At 69.6% G+C, this 14242-nt stretch carries 12 protein-coding genes and 2 pseudogenes; 6 read left to right on the top strand and 8 right to left on the bottom strand.

The window, feature by feature from the left end; translation table 11 throughout:
• Nucleotides 1-30: 30 nt before the first annotated feature.
• The 3 genes from cimA to ACWPN8_RS13060 all read right to left on the bottom strand — a co-directional run bounded on the left by cimA (nucleotide 31) and on the right by ACWPN8_RS13060 (nucleotide 3150).
• Nucleotides 31-1632, bottom strand: a complete 1602-nt coding sequence (gene cimA / locus ACWPN8_RS13070; RefSeq protein ID WP_492241035.1) for a citramalate synthase — start codon at nucleotides 1630-1632, stop codon at nucleotides 31-33.
• Between the two features lie 175 nt (nucleotides 1633-1807).
• Nucleotides 1808-2695, bottom strand: a complete 888-nt coding sequence (locus ACWPN8_RS13065) for an NAD(P)-dependent oxidoreductase (RefSeq protein ID WP_492241034.1) — start codon at nucleotides 2693-2695, stop codon at nucleotides 1808-1810.
• 29 nt (nucleotides 2696-2724) lie between these two features.
• On the bottom strand, nucleotides 2725-3150 hold the full coding sequence (locus ACWPN8_RS13060; protein ID WP_492241033.1) for a tellurite resistance TerB family protein: 426 nt from the start codon (nucleotides 3148-3150) through the stop codon (nucleotides 2725-2727).
• Nucleotides 3151-3278: 128 nt separating this feature from the next.
• Here ACWPN8_RS13060 and ACWPN8_RS13055 point away from each other — a divergent pair, with 128 nt between their 5' ends.
• The 3 genes and pseudogenes from ACWPN8_RS13055 to ACWPN8_RS13045 all read left to right on the top strand — a co-directional run bounded on the left by ACWPN8_RS13055 (nucleotide 3279) and on the right by ACWPN8_RS13045 (nucleotide 6136).
• Nucleotides 3279-4238 carry an AEC family transporter gene (locus tag ACWPN8_RS13055; protein ID WP_492241032.1) on the top strand — a complete coding sequence of 320 codons (960 nt, stop codon included), beginning with the start codon at nucleotides 3279-3281 and terminating at the stop codon, nucleotides 4236-4238.
• Between the two features lie 295 nt (nucleotides 4239-4533).
• Nucleotides 4534-5211, top strand: a pseudogene (locus ACWPN8_RS13050) (HAMP domain-containing protein); the annotation flags it as partial.
• Nucleotides 5212-5347: 136 nt separating this feature from the next.
• Nucleotides 5348-6136, top strand: a complete 789-nt coding sequence (locus ACWPN8_RS13045; protein WP_492241391.1) for a methyl-accepting chemotaxis protein — start codon at nucleotides 5348-5350, stop codon at nucleotides 6134-6136.
• 40 nt (nucleotides 6137-6176) lie between these two features.
• On the opposite strand, the gene ACWPN8_RS13040 is transcribed toward ACWPN8_RS13045, so the two are convergent.
• Nucleotides 6177-8942 carry an ATP-dependent DNA helicase gene (locus tag ACWPN8_RS13040; protein ID WP_492241031.1) on the bottom strand — a complete coding sequence of 922 codons (2766 nt, stop codon included), beginning with the start codon at nucleotides 8940-8942 and terminating at the stop codon, nucleotides 6177-6179.
• Nucleotides 8943-9054: 112 nt separating this feature from the next.
• On the opposite strand from ACWPN8_RS13040, the gene mtgA reads away from it, so the two are divergent.
• The 3 genes from mtgA to ACWPN8_RS13025 all read left to right on the top strand — a co-directional run bounded on the left by mtgA (nucleotide 9055) and on the right by ACWPN8_RS13025 (nucleotide 12016).
• Entirely contained in the window at nucleotides 9055-9729 is a 675-nt protein-coding gene (gene mtgA, locus ACWPN8_RS13035; protein WP_109445535.1) for a monofunctional biosynthetic peptidoglycan transglycosylase, read from the top strand.
• A gap of 98 nt (nucleotides 9730-9827) precedes the next feature.
• Entirely contained in the window at nucleotides 9828-10352 is a 525-nt protein-coding gene (locus ACWPN8_RS13030; RefSeq protein ID WP_492241030.1) for a flagellar basal body-associated FliL family protein, read from the top strand.
• 293 nt (nucleotides 10353-10645) lie between these two features.
• Nucleotides 10646-12016: a DEAD/DEAH box helicase gene (locus ACWPN8_RS13025; RefSeq protein ID WP_109445539.1), complete on the top strand. Its 1371-nt coding sequence runs from the start codon at nucleotides 10646-10648 to the stop codon at nucleotides 12014-12016.
• Between the two features lie 122 nt (nucleotides 12017-12138).
• Here ACWPN8_RS13025 and ACWPN8_RS13020 read toward each other — a convergent pair whose 3' ends face one another.
• From ACWPN8_RS13020 to cobS, 4 genes and pseudogenes are all read right to left on the bottom strand, one after another.
• On the bottom strand, nucleotides 12139-12324 hold the full coding sequence (locus ACWPN8_RS13020; RefSeq protein WP_492241029.1) for a pyridoxamine 5'-phosphate oxidase family protein: 186 nt from the start codon (nucleotides 12322-12324) through the stop codon (nucleotides 12139-12141).
• Between the two features lie 85 nt (nucleotides 12325-12409).
• Nucleotides 12410-12574: pseudogene (locus tag ACWPN8_RS13015) on the bottom strand (pyridoxamine 5'-phosphate oxidase family protein); the annotation flags it as partial.
• Between the two features lie 148 nt (nucleotides 12575-12722).
• Nucleotides 12723-13367: a histidine phosphatase family protein gene (locus ACWPN8_RS13010; RefSeq protein WP_492241028.1), complete on the bottom strand. Its 645-nt coding sequence runs from the start codon at nucleotides 13365-13367 to the stop codon at nucleotides 12723-12725.
• Nucleotides 13364-14200 (bottom strand): adenosylcobinamide-GDP ribazoletransferase, encoded by an 837-nt coding sequence (cobS, locus tag ACWPN8_RS13005; protein WP_492241027.1) that lies wholly within the window; start codon nucleotides 14198-14200, stop codon nucleotides 13364-13366. Before cobS ends, ACWPN8_RS13010 begins: the two co-directional genes overlap by 4 nt.
• Nucleotides 14201-14242: the final 42 nt, after the last annotated feature.

The following is a 14242-nucleotide window of genomic DNA, read 5'->3' as shown; positions in this document are numbered from 1 at the left end:
AAGGTGCCGCGTGGCCCTTCGCGCCGTCTCTCAGACCGGTTTCGCCTCGCCCTTCATCAGGGCGTAGGTGTAGCTGTCCACCAGCGCCTCCATCGAGGCTTCGATGATGTTGGTGGACACGCCCAGCGTCGACCATTCGGTGCCGTCGGTCCGGGCGCTGCGGATCAGCACGCGCGGCATGGCGCCGGTGCCGTCCTTGGCGGCCAGGATGCGGACCCGGTAGTCGGACAGGCTGACCCTGGCGAGCGCCGGATAGGCTGGCTCCAGCGCCTTGCGCATGGCGACGTCGAGCGCATGCACCGGGCCGTTGCCGTCCGCCACCTCCATCCGCACGGCGTCGCCGACGCGCACGCGCACCACCGCCTCCGATTCCACCACCAGCTTGCCGACCGCGTTGTAGCGGCGCTCGTCAGTGACGTGGAAGCGCAGCAGTTCGAAGAAGCGCGGCACCTCGCCCAGCTCGCGCCGGACCAGCAGCTCGAAGCTGGCCTCCGCCGTATCGTAGGCGTAGCCGTCGCTGTCGCGCTGCTTGACCAGGTCGAGCAGGCCGGCAAGGCGGTCGTCCCTCGCATCCACCACCATGCCGATGTCGCGCAGCCGCACGATCAGGTTGGAGCGGCCGGCCTGGTCGGACATGACGATCTGGCGGCGGTTGCCGATGGCCTCGGGCGCCACATGCTCGTAGGAGGACGGGTCCTTCTCAACCGCCGAGACATGCAGCCCGCCCTTGTGGGCGAAGGCGCTGGCGCCGACATAGGGGGCGTGGCGGTTGGGCGCGCGGTTCAGCCGGTCGTCGAAGGCGCGGCTCAGCTGGGTCAGGAGAGGCAGGTCCTCGCGCCGGATGCCGGTCTCGTAGCCCATCTTCAGCATCAGCGTCGGGATCAGCGAGACGAGGTTGGCGTTGCCGCACCGCTCGCCCAGCCCGTTGATGGTGCCCTGGATCATCCGCGCGCCGGCCCGCAATGCCGCCAGCGAGTTGGCGACCGCATTCTCGGTGTCGTTGTGGCAATGGATGCCGAGCCGGTCGCCGGGGATACCGTGTGTCTCCACCACCTCGCGGACGATGGCGTCGACTTCGTGCGGCAGCGTGCCGCCGTTGGTGTCGCACAGCACGATCCAGCGCGCGCCGGCCTCGAACGCCGCCCTGATGCAGGACACGGCATAGGCCGGGTTGCGTTTGTAGCCGTCGAAGAAATGCTCCGCGTCGAACAGCGCCTCGCCCTTGGCGGCGTGCAGGGTTGCGATGCTGTCGCGGATGAGGTCGAGATTCTCCTCGCGCGGGATGTTCAGCGCCACGTCGACATGAAAGTCCCAGCTCTTGCCGACCATGCAGACCGCCTTGGCGCGCGACTGGGCCAGGGCCGTCAGCTGCGGGTCGTTGGCGGCGCTGCGGCCGGGGCGGCGGGTCATGCCGAAGGCGGTGAAGGTGGCGCGCGTCAGCTCCGGCGCCTCGGCGAAGAACTGGTCGTCGGTCGGGTTGGCGCCCGGCCAGCCGCCTTCGATGTAATCGATGCCCAGCCGGTCGAGATCCTTGGCAATCGCGATCTTGTCGGCGACCGAGAAATCCACGTCCTGGGTCTGCGCCCCGTCGCGCAGCGTGGTGTCGTAGAGATAGATGCGCTCGCCCGTCATCGCCGCCTGACCTGTCAAGACAAAGGGATAGGCATCGGTTTGCCACCCTGTGGAAAGTCGGGAGAATGGACGATGCAGCGCGTATCCTCAACCGTTTTGACAAGAAACTTGCGGGAAGCGGGTCTTCTTCGCAATGGAAGGGAATGGCGGAGCGTTGCGCCCCGCCTTCCGGGGATCAGCGGGCGAACAGCCGGTAGAGCGCGGAATGGTCCAGCGCGCCGTCGCCCTGGTCCACCAGCATCTCGAACAACTCCAGCGACAGGCCGAGCGTCGGCAGGTCGATGCCGGACTGCTGCGCCAACTCCTCGGCCTGGCGCAGATCCTTGACCTGGGTGGTGACGCGGCCGCCGGGCGTGAAGTCGCCGCTGACCATGCGGCCGCCATGCAGGTCGAGGATGCGGGATTCGGCGAAGCCGCCGCGGATGGCGTCCCGCACCTTGGCCGGATCGGCGCCGGCCGCCCGGGCGAGCGCCAGCGCCTCGGCCACCGCGCCGATGGTCAGGGCGACGATGACCTGATTGGCGGACTTGGCGATCTGGCCGGCGCCGCTGTCCCCGACATGGGTGATGCGGCGGCCCATCGCCTGCAACACCGGCAGGGCACGGGCGAAGGCCGCCTCGGACCCGCCGGCCATGATGGTGAGGATGGCGCCCTCGGCCGCCACGGTCCCGCCGGAGACCGGCGCGTCGAGCCACTCCGCCCCGGCGGCGGCGACGCGCTTTGCCAGCGCGCGGGTGGCGGCGACGGCGGTGGTGCCCATGTCGATCACCAGATGGCCGGGACGCAAGCCCGGCAGCAATGCCTCGGCCACCGTTTCCACCGCCGTGGTGTCGGTCAGCATCAGGATGACGATCCCCGCCTGTCCGGCGACGGCGGCTGGGCCGGTGGCGGCGATCATCCCCTCCGCCGCCAGTTCGGCGACCGGGCCGGGGCTGCGGCTGCTCACCACCAGCTCCGCGCCGGCACGGGCGAGCGCCCGGGCCATCGGCTTGCCCATCAGGCCAAGCCCGATGACGCCGACGCGCTGGCCGGCGAGGTCGGGGCGGATGGTTTCTTCGGTCATGTCGATGCTTTCACTATACGTGGATACAGTCACAGACGCATGTGGCGGGCACGGGCGCCGCGCTCGATGGCGGCGGCGCAGAGCCGGTCGACCCCCAGCCGGTGGCGGATCAGCTCCAGCATGCGCAGTTCCTCCTGCGATGCCTTGGGATCGGCGGCGGCGATGTCGCAGGCCACCGCATAGGCGGTCTCGCGCAGCTTGGACGGCAGCGCCTGTTCGATGATGGTCAGCACCGTGTCCAGCCCGTCATTGTCGGACAGCATGGCGGTGCATTCGCGGGTGGCGGCCATCACCTGATCGCCGCTGTAGTCCTTGAAGATCGGCAGGTAGCGCACATTCTCGCCGATGGCTTCCAGTTCAAGGTCGGTCATGTCGCCGTCGCAGGCGGACACCAGGACCATGACGTAGATGAGTGCGCTGTGGTGGTCGATCATGGAGTTGGTCGGCTTTCTCATGGGGCGGTCTCCGCTGGGGAGTGGTCGCGTGTAAGGTCGGCAATCTCGAACGCCGCCTTCGCGCCGTCAAGGGTGCCATGCCGGGAGTGGAGGGGTCGGCCGCTCGACGCGACGGTTGGCGTTGCCTATTGTCGCGCACCATGAACGTCGTCCTCAATGTCGCATTTCCCGTATTCGCCATCATCCTGGCCGGCTTCCTGTCCGGGAAGTCGAAGCTGCTCGGCGCCGCCTCGTCGGAAGCGCTGAACAAGTTCGTCTATTGGATGGCGCTGCCGCCGGTGCTGTTCCTGGGCACGGCGCGGCGGTCGCTCCCGGAGATCTTCAACGGCCCGTTCATCGGCGCCTTCCTGGGATCGATGCTGCTGGTCTATGCGCTGGGTGCTGTGATCGGCCGCCTCGTGTACCGCGAGCGCACGCAGATCCAATGCATGCAGGGGCTGAACTCGGCCTTCTCCAACACCGGCTACATGGGCATCCCGCTGTTCCTGGCCGCCTTCGGGCCGGACCGTCTCGCTCCCACCATCCTGGCGACCGTCATCATGAGCGCCATCATGGTCGGCATCGCGGTGATCTGGATGGAGTTCGCCAACAGCCAGGGCAGCGGGCTGGGCAAGGCCCTGCGCGATGTCGGCCGGGCGCTGGCGAAGAACCCGCTGATCCTGTCCACCGCCGCCGGCCTCGCCTGGTCGGCGCTGCTGCCCGGCGTCGCGGTGCCGAAGCCGATCGCGACATTCTGCGAACTGATGGGCTCCCCCGCCGGCCCCTGCGCGCTGTTCGCCATCGGCCTGTTCCTGGCCTCGCAGCGGCTGACCGCCGGGTTGGCGGAGGCGGGCTGGATCAGCGCGCTGAAGCTGCTGGTCCATCCGGCGCTGGCCTGGGTGCTGACGCAGACGCTGTTCCCGATGGACCCGTTCTGGACCGGCAGCGCGGTGATCCTGGCGGCATTGCCGACCGGTGCCCTGACCTTCGTGGTGGCGAGCCAGTACCAGACCTATGTGGAGCGCACCTCCTCGGCCATCCTGGTGTCGACGGTGCTCAGCGTGGTGACGCTGTCTGCATTGCTGGCGGTGTATGCGCCGGGCGGGTGATCGGCATCCGCTGTGAGTCTGCGATGCAATCTCATAGAGATTGTCTCTGTTTTGGCTTGGTCCGTTTGTCTTTTGAACAGTTTGCCGCCGGTTCCTTAAGGCAATTTTTACCGTGTTAACCTAGGTGATTCTGGAAATGCTTTCGCCGTGTCGGTCGAAGTCGGCAGGGAAACCGCTTTTTTCAGGGATCAACTGAGGTGTCGTTGTGAAACTTATCGAAAATCTCCGGATCGGCACGAAAATCTATGCAGTGGTGGCGCTTCTCAGCCTGATCACGCTGGGACTGTCGATCTACATGAGCAACCGGATCGGTGAGATCGACGACCGCTACAGCAGCCTGATCGATGGAGACGTGACGTTTTCGCTGAAGCTGGAACGCATGCGCGGCGACCTCGCCAACCTCGGCCGTCAGGCCAACAACGTGCTGCTGCTTCAGGATCCCGCGGGACTTCCGCCTCTGGTCAAGGCGATGGACGACATCCAGGCGGCCATCGCGGATTCGAGCGCGGTGATGAACCGTCTGGCAAGGCCCGAAAACAAGGACAAGGTGACCCGGATCGTTGAGCTGACGGCAATGGTGAAGTCCTCGCTGCCCAAGGTCTTCGCGGCGAAGGAGAAGGCCGATCATGCCGGAGCGGCCGCCATCTATGGGAAGGAAGGGCGTCCCCAGGTGGTCGAGGCCTTCAACATGGCGGCGAAGCTGTCTGACGAGGTGTCGGCCGGAGTGTACCGTTCGTCCGACGATCTGACCGTCAAGACCAACCAGACGGTGTTCAACTCCCTGTCGATTGCGATCGGGCTCCTCGTCTTCGGTGCCGTGGGGTCCGCGCTGCTGGTCGTCTATGGCATCCGTCGTCCGGTTGCCGTCCTGAATGCCGCGATGGTGCGTCTGGCGACCGGCGACACCACGACGGAGGTGGCAGGGGCCGGCCGTGGCGACGAGGTCGGCGAAATGGCGCGGACGGTGGAGGTGTTCAAGCAAAGCATGATCCGCACGCGCCAACTGGAGCAGGACGCCAAGGACGCCGAGGCCCAGGCGGCTGCGGAAAAGCGCCAGGGGACTCTGGACATGGCCCGGTCCTTTGAAGAGCGGGTCGGCTCCATCGTCGATGCGGTCGGCAGTTCCGCGACCGAGTTGCAGGCCACCTCGTCGCAGCTGGCCGCCGCCGTCGAAGAGGTCGGCGCCCAGTGCACCGCCGTCGCCGCCGCGTCGGAGCAGGCGAGCGCCAATGTCCAGACGGTCGCCGCCGCGTCGGAGGAGCTGTCCGCCTCGATCGGCGAGCTGTCCGACCGCGTGGGGCGTGCCGCCGACCGCTCCCGCCTGGCCGCCGAAGGGGCCGGCGAGGCCCAGCGCCAACTCGATCTGCTGTCCGCCTCCATCGATCAGGTCGATCAGATCGTGGCTTCGATCAATGCGGTGGCCAGCCAGAACCAATCTGCTGGCGTTGAACGCGACCATCGAAGCGGCCCGCGCCGGCGAGGCCGGCAAGGGCTTTGCCGTCGTCGCCAGCGAGGTGAAGAACCTTGCCAACCAGACCCACGCGATGACCGAGCAGATCACCAACCAGATCGGCGCGGTCAAGGCGGCGTCGGGCCGGACGGTCGGCGCGATGCGCAGCATCATCGGTCAGGTGGAGGAGATCAGCAACTCCACGGCCGATATGGCGCAATCGGTGAACCAGCAGAGTGGTGCCACGTCCGAAATCAGCCGCAACGCCCAGCAGGCGGCGGTCGGCACGACCGAGGTTTCGCGCAACGTCCTGGGTATTCAGCAGGCGGAGAACGAAACGGGGGCCGCCACCAACAACGTCAAGCATGCGTCGGACGATCTCACCCGGCAGGCTGCGATGCTGAAGCAGGCGATGGACAGCTTCCTCAGCGAGTTGCGCGCCGCCTGACAGGCCATAGAACGGGAAATGGCGAGGGGTAGACTGCCCCTCACCACCCCCGCAGGAACTCCGCTGTCTCCTCGACCGCCTGCTTCAACCCGACCCGCCGCATCTCCACGCCGTCGGGGAAGGCGCCGGCCAGCCGGCTCGGCATCATCGGGTCGAGCAGGACGAAGACGCCGGTGTCGTCGGCCCGGCGGACCAGCCGGCCGAAGGCCTGCTTCAGGCGCAGCCGCGTGATCATGTCCTCGTAGCGGCGGCGGCCAAAGGCCTCGCGCCGCGCGCGGTGCAGGATGTCGGGACGCGGCCAGGGCACGCGGTCGAAGACGATCAGGCGCAAGCTGCGCCCCGGCACGTCCACCCCGTCGCGCACCGCGTCGGTACCGAGCAGGCAGGCGTGCTCCTCGTTGCGGAAGATGTCGATCAGGGTCGAGACATCCAGCGGATCGACATGCTGGGCATAGAGCGGGATGTTCGCCTGATCCAGCGGCTCGGCGATGCGGTCGCGCACGGCGCGCAGCCGGCTGATCGCGGTGAACAGGCCGAGCCCGCCGCCGCCCGCCGCCAGGAACAGCGATTTGTAGGCCGCCGAGACCTGTCCCAGATCGTCCTTGCGCACGTCGTTGACGACGAAGACGCGGGTGCGGTTCGGGTAATCGAAGGGGGAGGGGACCTGGGCGCGGATCGCCGGGGCCGGCAGGTGGCTGGCGCCGCAGCGGTCCTCCGCCGCGCGCCAGTCCTGGCCGATGTCGCCGGTGCCGTCGGTCAGCGTGGCAGAGGTCACCACCAGCCCATGGGCGGGACCGGCCAGCGCCTCGGCGAAAGGCACCGTCGGATCGACCCAGTGGCGGTACAGCCCGACATCGATGTCGCGGCCGTCGATCCGCTCCACCGCGAACCAGTCGACGAAATGCGACGGCGTCTCGGTCGGCAGGGTGCGCAGCATGGCACGCCACCCCTCGACCGTCAGGGTCCCGCGACGGTTCAGGCTGCGCGACAGCGCGTCGATGCGGCGGCGCTGGTCGGAGTCGAGTTCGGCGCTCTCATCCTCCAGCCGCTGGGCCAGCCGGCGGGCCAGCGCCTCCACCGGTTCGGACAGGCGGACCAGGGACTGCTCCAGCTCCGCCGCGGCCTCCAGCAGGCCGTCCACCGGATAGGCCTTGTCGGCCTCCAGGCTGTAGGGGCCGCCCTGGCCGGCGGTACGGGCATAGACCTGCTGGCGGGCCAACAGCAGGAAGCGCTCGGTCGGTCCCTGGGGATTGTCGGCGGCCAGACGCGCCGACCAGCCGTCGGCCGGCAGGACGCGGGCGCCGATCAGGATGTCGTCGAGATGGCGCAGAGCCTCCTCGTCGCCGGCGACGATGTCCTCCAGCCGGCGCTTCAGGCCGCGGGCGCGGCTGCGTCCGGTCTCCTCGGCACCCAGCAGCCAGCGGCGCAGCTCCTGAGTCTCGCGGCAGGTCAGATGGCCGGCAAAGGCGCTGTCGGCGGCGTCGAAGACATGGTGCCCCTCGTCGAAGACATAGCGGCTGGGCAGCGTCGGTTCCTCGCCGCCACCGAGAGCCGCCTGCACCATCACCAGGGCGTGGTTGGCGATGACGATGTCGGCGCGGCGGGCGCGGCGCACGCTCTTCTCGATGTAGCAGCGGGCATAGTGGTCGCAGGCGGAATAGATGCACTCGCCGCGGCGGTCGGCCAGCCCCATGGTCGGCCCGCGCCCGGCGATGTCGACCAGCCAGCCGGGGAAGTCGCCGCCGGTCATGTCGCCGTCGCGCGTCGCCGCCGCCCAGCGCGCCATCAGCCCGACGCCGACGGCGTTGTGCGGCTGAAACGGCATGGCGCGCACCGCCTCTTCCAGATTCAGCAGGCATAGGTAGTTCTCGCGCCCCTTGCGCAGCACCACCTTGCGCGCCTTGGTCGCCGGGTCGGCATAGAGCCGGTCCAGCTCGGCGTCGATCTGGTGCTGGAGATTGCGGGTGTAGGTGGAGATCCACACCGTCCCGCCATTCTTCTCTGCCCACACCGTGGCCGGCGCCAGATAGCCCAGCGTCTTGCCGACGCCGGTCCCGGCCTCCGCCAGCACGACATTCGGCGTGTCGGGCAGCTGGCGCGGGGCGAAGGCGGCGGACACCGCGCTGGAATAGTCGGCCTGCTGCGGCCGCGGTTCCGCGATCCTGCCCAGCACATTGGCCGACAGCATGGCGGCGAGGCGGCGGCGCGCCTCGTCCGGATCGACCGGGTTCTGGGCGGGCGGCGGCGGCGGTGCGCCCTCCTCCCACTCCTTGATCCGGGTCCAGACGCGCAGGCCCGAGCGGGCCGCACCCTTCTCCGGGCCGTCCGGCTTGCCGAGCGCGGCCAGCACCGCCGACGTCCAGGGCCAGCCGGCGCGCCCCATCTCCCAGGCGAAGGCGACGGGGTCGGAGGACTCCTCCCGTCCGGCTGCCCCGAGGTCGCCCAGCAGACGACGCACGGCGCGCTGGAGAGCCAGCGCCTCAGCCTCGTGACCCTCAGGCGTGGGCAGGTCGAGCGCCTCGGCGATGCCGCGCGGGGTGGGGACGCAGAAACGGGCAGGGTGGACGAAGGCGAACAGCTCCAGCACGTCGAAGGCCGGGAAGGCGTCGATCCCCAGCCGGCGGGCGAAGGCGCGGGCATGGCAGACCAGAGGCGGCTGGCGGCGCACCTTCGCCGCGGCGGCAGCCAGCGACAGCTCCTCGACCTCGCCGTCGAGGGTCAGCGACACGACACGGCGCGCGCCGGCCACCATGGCGGGCGCGTTGTCGAGACTGTTGATCGGGGTGGGGTCGGCGGTCAGGTCCATCGGCGGCACTATATGGCGGTGGCGTGCCGCAAAGCGAGCGCCGCATGTTGACGGAACGCCGCCTCACCCCCATTGAGGGAAGTCCGGGGGAGCCGAGCGGAGACGGAGCTGTATGCGGAAACTGCTGCGCTGGGCGCTGATCGGGATCGCGGGGCTGATGGCCTTTACCATCCTGTGGGCGGCGCTCTACCGGGTCGTGCCGCCGCCGGCGACGCCGCTGATGCTGATCCGGGCGCTGGGCGGTTCCGGTCTGTCGCGCGACTGGGAACCGCTGGAGCGCATCTCCCCCGCGCTGGTCGAGGCGGTGATCGCCTCAGAGGACACCGGCTTCTGCGGTCATGGCGGCTTCGACTGGGCGGCTATCGAGGGCGCTTTCGAGGAGAACGAGGAGGGCCGGCGGCTGCGCGGCGGCAGCACGATCAGCCAGCAGACCGCCAAGAACGCCTTCCTCTGGCCCGACCGCAGCTGGACCCGCAAGGGGGCGGAGGCGTGGTTCACCCTGCTGATCGAAAGCCTGTGGAGCAAGCGCCGCATCCTGGAGGTCTATCTGAACATCGTGGAGTGGGACGACGGCGTCTATGGCGCCGAGGCGGCGGCGCGGCACCATTTCAACAAATCGGCCGCGGCCCTGACCCGGCGCGAGGCCGCGCTGCTGGCGGTGGTGCTGCCCAGCCCGCGCAACTGGTCGCCCACCCGGCCCAGCGCCTATGTCACCCGCCGCGCCGGGGTGATCGAGCGGCGGATGGCGGTGGTGCGGCGGGACGGGCTTGCCGACTGCGTGCGGTGAGACAGGGTGCGTCCCTCCACCGAATCTTAACACCCGACGCACTACGCTCCACACTGCTCCCGCCCGGCCCGCAGGAGGCCGACCCCAGGAGGCCGACCATGGCCACGCACCGCACGCTGCACGGAAACCTGTTCTCGACCCCGCCGCCCGACCCGTTGCGGGACGAGCTGGCGCCGCACCAAGACGCCCAGCCGGAGCCGGGAAACCCCGCCCGTCTGCTGATCGTCGTCCTGATCGCCCTGTTCACGCTGGCCGGGCTGGCCTATGCCGGCGGCATCGCGCTGGACCGCATCCTGGACCAGCGGCGGATCGAGGCGCGGATGGGGCCGAAGCCGCAATTGGCGCGGCTGCCTGCCATCGAGGTGCCGCTGGGCAGCGTTCGGGCGTTGGAGATGCAGGTCTCGCTGGTGCTTGCGCCGAAGATCGAGCCCGACCGCATCCTGCGCTATCAGGACCGCATCGCCGACCGGCTGTTCCAGACCATCGGCCGGATCGACAGCGAAACCCTGACCGGCCCCGGCTCCGCCGACATTCTGAAGGCGCGCATCAAGGATGCCGTCAACCGCGAGGCGGGCACCGGCCTGTTCCGCGACATCTACATCGAACGCATGGTCGTCAAGTGAGGCACGCGGGGCTCATTCTGCGATCAGCCTTGTTTTGTGCGGCGCAATAGCCTATGTAGGGCGTCTTGTTCGCTGGAGGCTCGCGCGTCTCTTGAGCGAGACGCGCTGTGATTGCGCAACGGCAGCCCTCCTGGGGGCAAACGTCCCGGTGTTCTAGGGACGCTTTGGCCGCTGCATCGGATAGACGCCTCTCCCTCTATCGACCTCCTCCCGGCGAGTCCGCCGGTATGTCCCACGCCCGCCATCGGGGCGCGCGGGGCTGTGCCGTGTTGCTTTGAGAAGGTTGTTACGACTTGACGTTTTCCGAACTCGGCCTGCACCCGCTCGTCCTGAAGGCCCTCGAGGCGTTCGAATACACCACCCCGACCCCGGTCCAGCTCGCCGCCATTCCGCCGGCGCTCCAGGGCCGTGACATCCTCGCCACCGCCGAGACCGGCACCGGCAAGACCGCCGCCTTCATGCTGCCGGCGCTGACCCGCACCGCCGAGCTGCCGCTGAACGGCGCCGCCACCCCACGCGTGCTGGTTCTGGCCCCGACCCGCGAGCTGGCCAAGCAGGTCACCGACGCCGCCCGCAAATACGCGAAGTTCATGAAGCTGAACATCGTGGACGTGGTCGGCGGCATGCCCTACCGCGAGCAGCTGCGCCTGCTGTCGCGTCCGGTCGACGTTCTCGTCTGCACCCCGGGCCGCCTGCTGGACCATGTCGCCCGCCGCCGCATCGCGCTGGACGAGGTCGAGGTGCTGATCCTCGACGAGGCCGACCGCATGCTGGACATGGGCTTCCTCGACGATGTCGAGACCATCGCCAAGTGCTGCCCGCCGACGCGCCAGACCATGCTGTTCACCGCCACGCTGGACCGCCGCATGGCGCAGCTGGCCGGCAACCTGCTGCGCAACCCGGAGCGCGTGGCCGTCGAGAGCCAGGCGACCGCGATCAACGTCGAGCAGCGTCTGCACCATGCCGACGATCTCGACCACAAGCGCCGCCTGCTGCAGCATTTCGCCGCCCAGGAAGAGGTCGGCAAGGCGATCATCTTCGCCGCCACCAAGCGTGATGCCGACACGCTGGCCGAGGAGCTGAGCGCCGCCGGCCATGCCGCCGCCGCCCTGCACGGCGACATGGACCAGACCAAGCGCAACCGCACGCTCCAGCGCCTGCGCACCGGTCAGGTCCGCCTGCTGGTCGCCACCGACGTCGCCGCCCGCGGCATCGACGTGCGCGACATCACCCACGTCATCAACTTCGACCTGCCGCGTTCGGCGGAGGACTATGTCCACCGCATCGGCCGCACCGGCCGCGCCGGCGCCTCGGGCGTTGCGATCTCCTTCGCCGCCCGCGCCGACCGCGAGACGCTGGTCCGCATCGAGCGCTACACGAAGGCGACGCTCGAGGTGCATGTGGTGCCCGGCCTGGAGCCGACGCGTCCCTTCACCACCGGCGGCGCCGGCCGTCCGGCCGGTCGCAACGGCCGTCCGGGTGGCGGCGCCGGCAAGCCGTGGCACCGCAACGGCGAGTCCAAGGGCCCGCACGCCCCGCGCGGTCCGCGTCCGGACTATGCCCGCAATGACAACCACCGCGGCGACGCCCGCCCGGACCATGGCCATGCCCGTCGTGAAGCCCACGGCAACGGCAAGCCGGCAGCCCGTGCGAAGAGCTGGTAAGCAGCGCCCCCCGCGCTTCTTAAGCCTTGAATGAAAAAGCCCTCCCTGTTGGCCTCGCGGTCGGCAGGGAGGGCTTTTTCGTGTCAGGCCGGCATCTACAGCCGGCTTTCACCAAAACGCGATTACTGGAACGCGATCTTGGCGTGGTCGCCCGGGTCCGGCGACTGGCCGGTCAGCTTCGCCTTCACATAGCCATAGGCGTAGACCATGGTGCTCGACGGGCTGTCCCAATATTCCGCCTGATCGACCGACACCTTCAGCAGCGCCACCTCGGGATCGTCCGGACCCTGGGGGAACCACGTGGTCATGATGTCGCGCCACAGGAAGCGGATTCTTTTCGCGGTCGCGCACGACTTCGGCGACGCCGGAGGCGGACACGTAATCCTGCTTGTCGGGGTTGGCATAGGCGAGGTTGACGCGCCAGTGGCGGTCGATCTCGTCCACCTTCTCGGAATGGGCGCGGGTGAAGAACCACAGGGTGCCGTCCTCGAACCCGGCATGGGACAGCGTCGCCATCGGACGGGAGTTCATCCGGCCGTTGTCGTCCAGCGTGGTCATCATCGCGACCTGGACGCCCTTCATCATCTCCCAGAGCTTCTTGACATCGCCCTGGTCGGGGCTGTGGCCGTGGCCGGCGGTGGTGCTATGGACCATGGTCTGCCTCTCGTTCGGTAGCCCAACTGAGACTGGGGAACGCCCGCCGCGGTCAGAAAGTTCCGGCCTGCTGATTCACTCCCCCGACAGACCAGGATCCCGTCCCGGCGTGGTGGTGGTCGATCCGGGTCAGCGACCAGGGGTCGATCCGCAGGCGCAGCGCCGCCTCCGGCGTCAGATCGAGCGCCAGTGCCAGCGCGCCGCGGATGGTGCCGGCATGGATCACCGCAACCAGATCGCGTCCGGCATGGAGGTCGGTCAGCCGCAGCAGCGCGTCCGCCGTGCGGTCCATCACCGTGGCGAAGCTCTCGCCGCCCGGTGGGGCATGGCGGGCCGGGTCGGCCCAGAAGCGCGCCGCCGCCTCGGCATCGCGGCGGGCCGCGGTGTCGTGGCTGATGCCCTCCCAGTCGCCGAAATCCTGCTCGGCCAGCGTCGGCTCTACCACGGCGGTGCCGGCAAAGCGGGGGTTACGGCTCCACAGGGCCTGGGCGGTCTGGCGGCTGCGGCGCAGCGGGCTGGTCAGCCACAGGGCGTCGGTGGGCAGGCCGGCTGCGAGGGCATCTGCCGCGGCGCGGTTGCCGGTGTCGGCCTCGCGGTCGCTCGACCCGCAGATGACGTTGTCCGGATTGCGGACCGGCGCATGGCGGATCAGCCACCAGCGGGTGACGGTCAGGGGGGTGATGCTCAAGGCGGTCATGCCGCTGCTCCGATGGCCGCTGGTCCAATGAGGGCCGACAGGGTCAGCAGCACCGCGGCCTCCGCCGCCTGCTGCGCCGCGCCGAAAACGTCGCCGGTGTGACCGCCGATCTGCCGCCGGGCAAGCGCCGCCACCGCGGCCACCGCCAGGAGAGCCGCCGCAAGCGCGGGAAGGACAAGTCCGCCGAGCGCCACGGCGGCGATTGCGATGCCGAAGAGGAGCGCCAGCAGCACCGTCGCCATCGCCGGCCGGCCCTGCGCTGCCGCCAGCCCGTCGCGCCGGGCCGCCGGCAAAACGCGGGCCATCGCCGCTAGCCCGCAGCGCGACAGGGCGCCGCTTGCCGCCATCGCCGCGACCGCCGCCGGCACTGGCAGGGCGGCCAGGGCGGCGGCGCGGATGCCCACCGAGAAGACCAGCGCCAGCACGCCATAGCTGCCGACCCGGCTGTCGCGCATGATCTCCAGCTTGCGCGCCGGGTCGCGCCCGCCGCCGAAGCCGTCGGCCACGTCGGCCGCCCCGTCCTCGTGCAGCCCACCGGTCAGCCGGACGGTTGCCGCCAGGGCCAGCAGCGCGCCGGCCAGCGGCGGCAGGTGCAGGGTGGCGGCGGCGGCGTACACCGCCGCGCCGGCCAGCCCGATCAGCGCGCCGACCGGCGGAAACCAGCCCATCGCCCGCGCCGATGCGCCCTCGGCCAAGGGGCCGCTGAGCAGGCCATTCAGCGGGCCGAAGGGGGGAAGGGGCAGGCGGGTCAGGAACACCAGCGCCAGGGCGGCGTCCTGAGTCCAGCGCGGCGGCGGGGAGGGAGCGGTGGTGGCATCCGGCATGATCGGCATCGACTACGCCCAACCGGCGCCGGGCGCAACCCCGCACGGCGG

Source organism: Azospirillum sp. UENF 112521, from assembly GCF_058780665.1.
The sequence above is the reverse complement of the archived record's forward strand: the minus strand, read 5'-3'. Positions and strand labels throughout refer to the sequence as shown.

Coding starts and splice junctions, on each gene's coding strand:
- cobS (WP_492241027.1), bottom strand. CDS start 14,200: ATGCCGATCATGCCGGATGCCACCACCGCTCCCTCCCCGCCGCCGCGC.
- mtgA (WP_109445535.1), top strand. CDS start 9,055: ATGCGGAAACTGCTGCGCTGGGCGCTGATCGGGATCGCGGGGCTGATG.
- cimA (WP_492241035.1), bottom strand. CDS start 1,632: ATGACGGGCGAGCGCATCTATCTCTACGACACCACGCTGCGCGACGGG.
- ACWPN8_RS13040 (WP_492241031.1), bottom strand. CDS start 8,942: ATGGACCTGACCGCCGACCCCACCCCGATCAACAGTCTCGACAACGCG.
- ACWPN8_RS13020 (WP_492241029.1), bottom strand. CDS start 12,324: ATGACCACGTGGTTCCCCCAGGGTCCGGACGATCCCGAGGTGGCGCTG.
- ACWPN8_RS13060 (WP_492241033.1), bottom strand. CDS start 3,150: ATGAGAAAGCCGACCAACTCCATGATCGACCACCACAGCGCACTCATC.
- ACWPN8_RS13045 (WP_492241391.1), top strand. CDS start 5,348: ATGCGGTCGGCAGTTCCGCGACCGAGTTGCAGGCCACCTCGTCGCAGC.
- ACWPN8_RS13010 (WP_492241028.1), bottom strand. CDS start 13,367: ATGACCGCCTTGAGCATCACCCCCCTGACCGTCACCCGCTGGTGGCTG.
- ACWPN8_RS13030 (WP_492241030.1), top strand. CDS start 9,828: ATGGCCACGCACCGCACGCTGCACGGAAACCTGTTCTCGACCCCGCCG.
- ACWPN8_RS13065 (WP_492241034.1), bottom strand. CDS start 2,695: ATGACCGAAGAAACCATCCGCCCCGACCTCGCCGGCCAGCGCGTCGGC.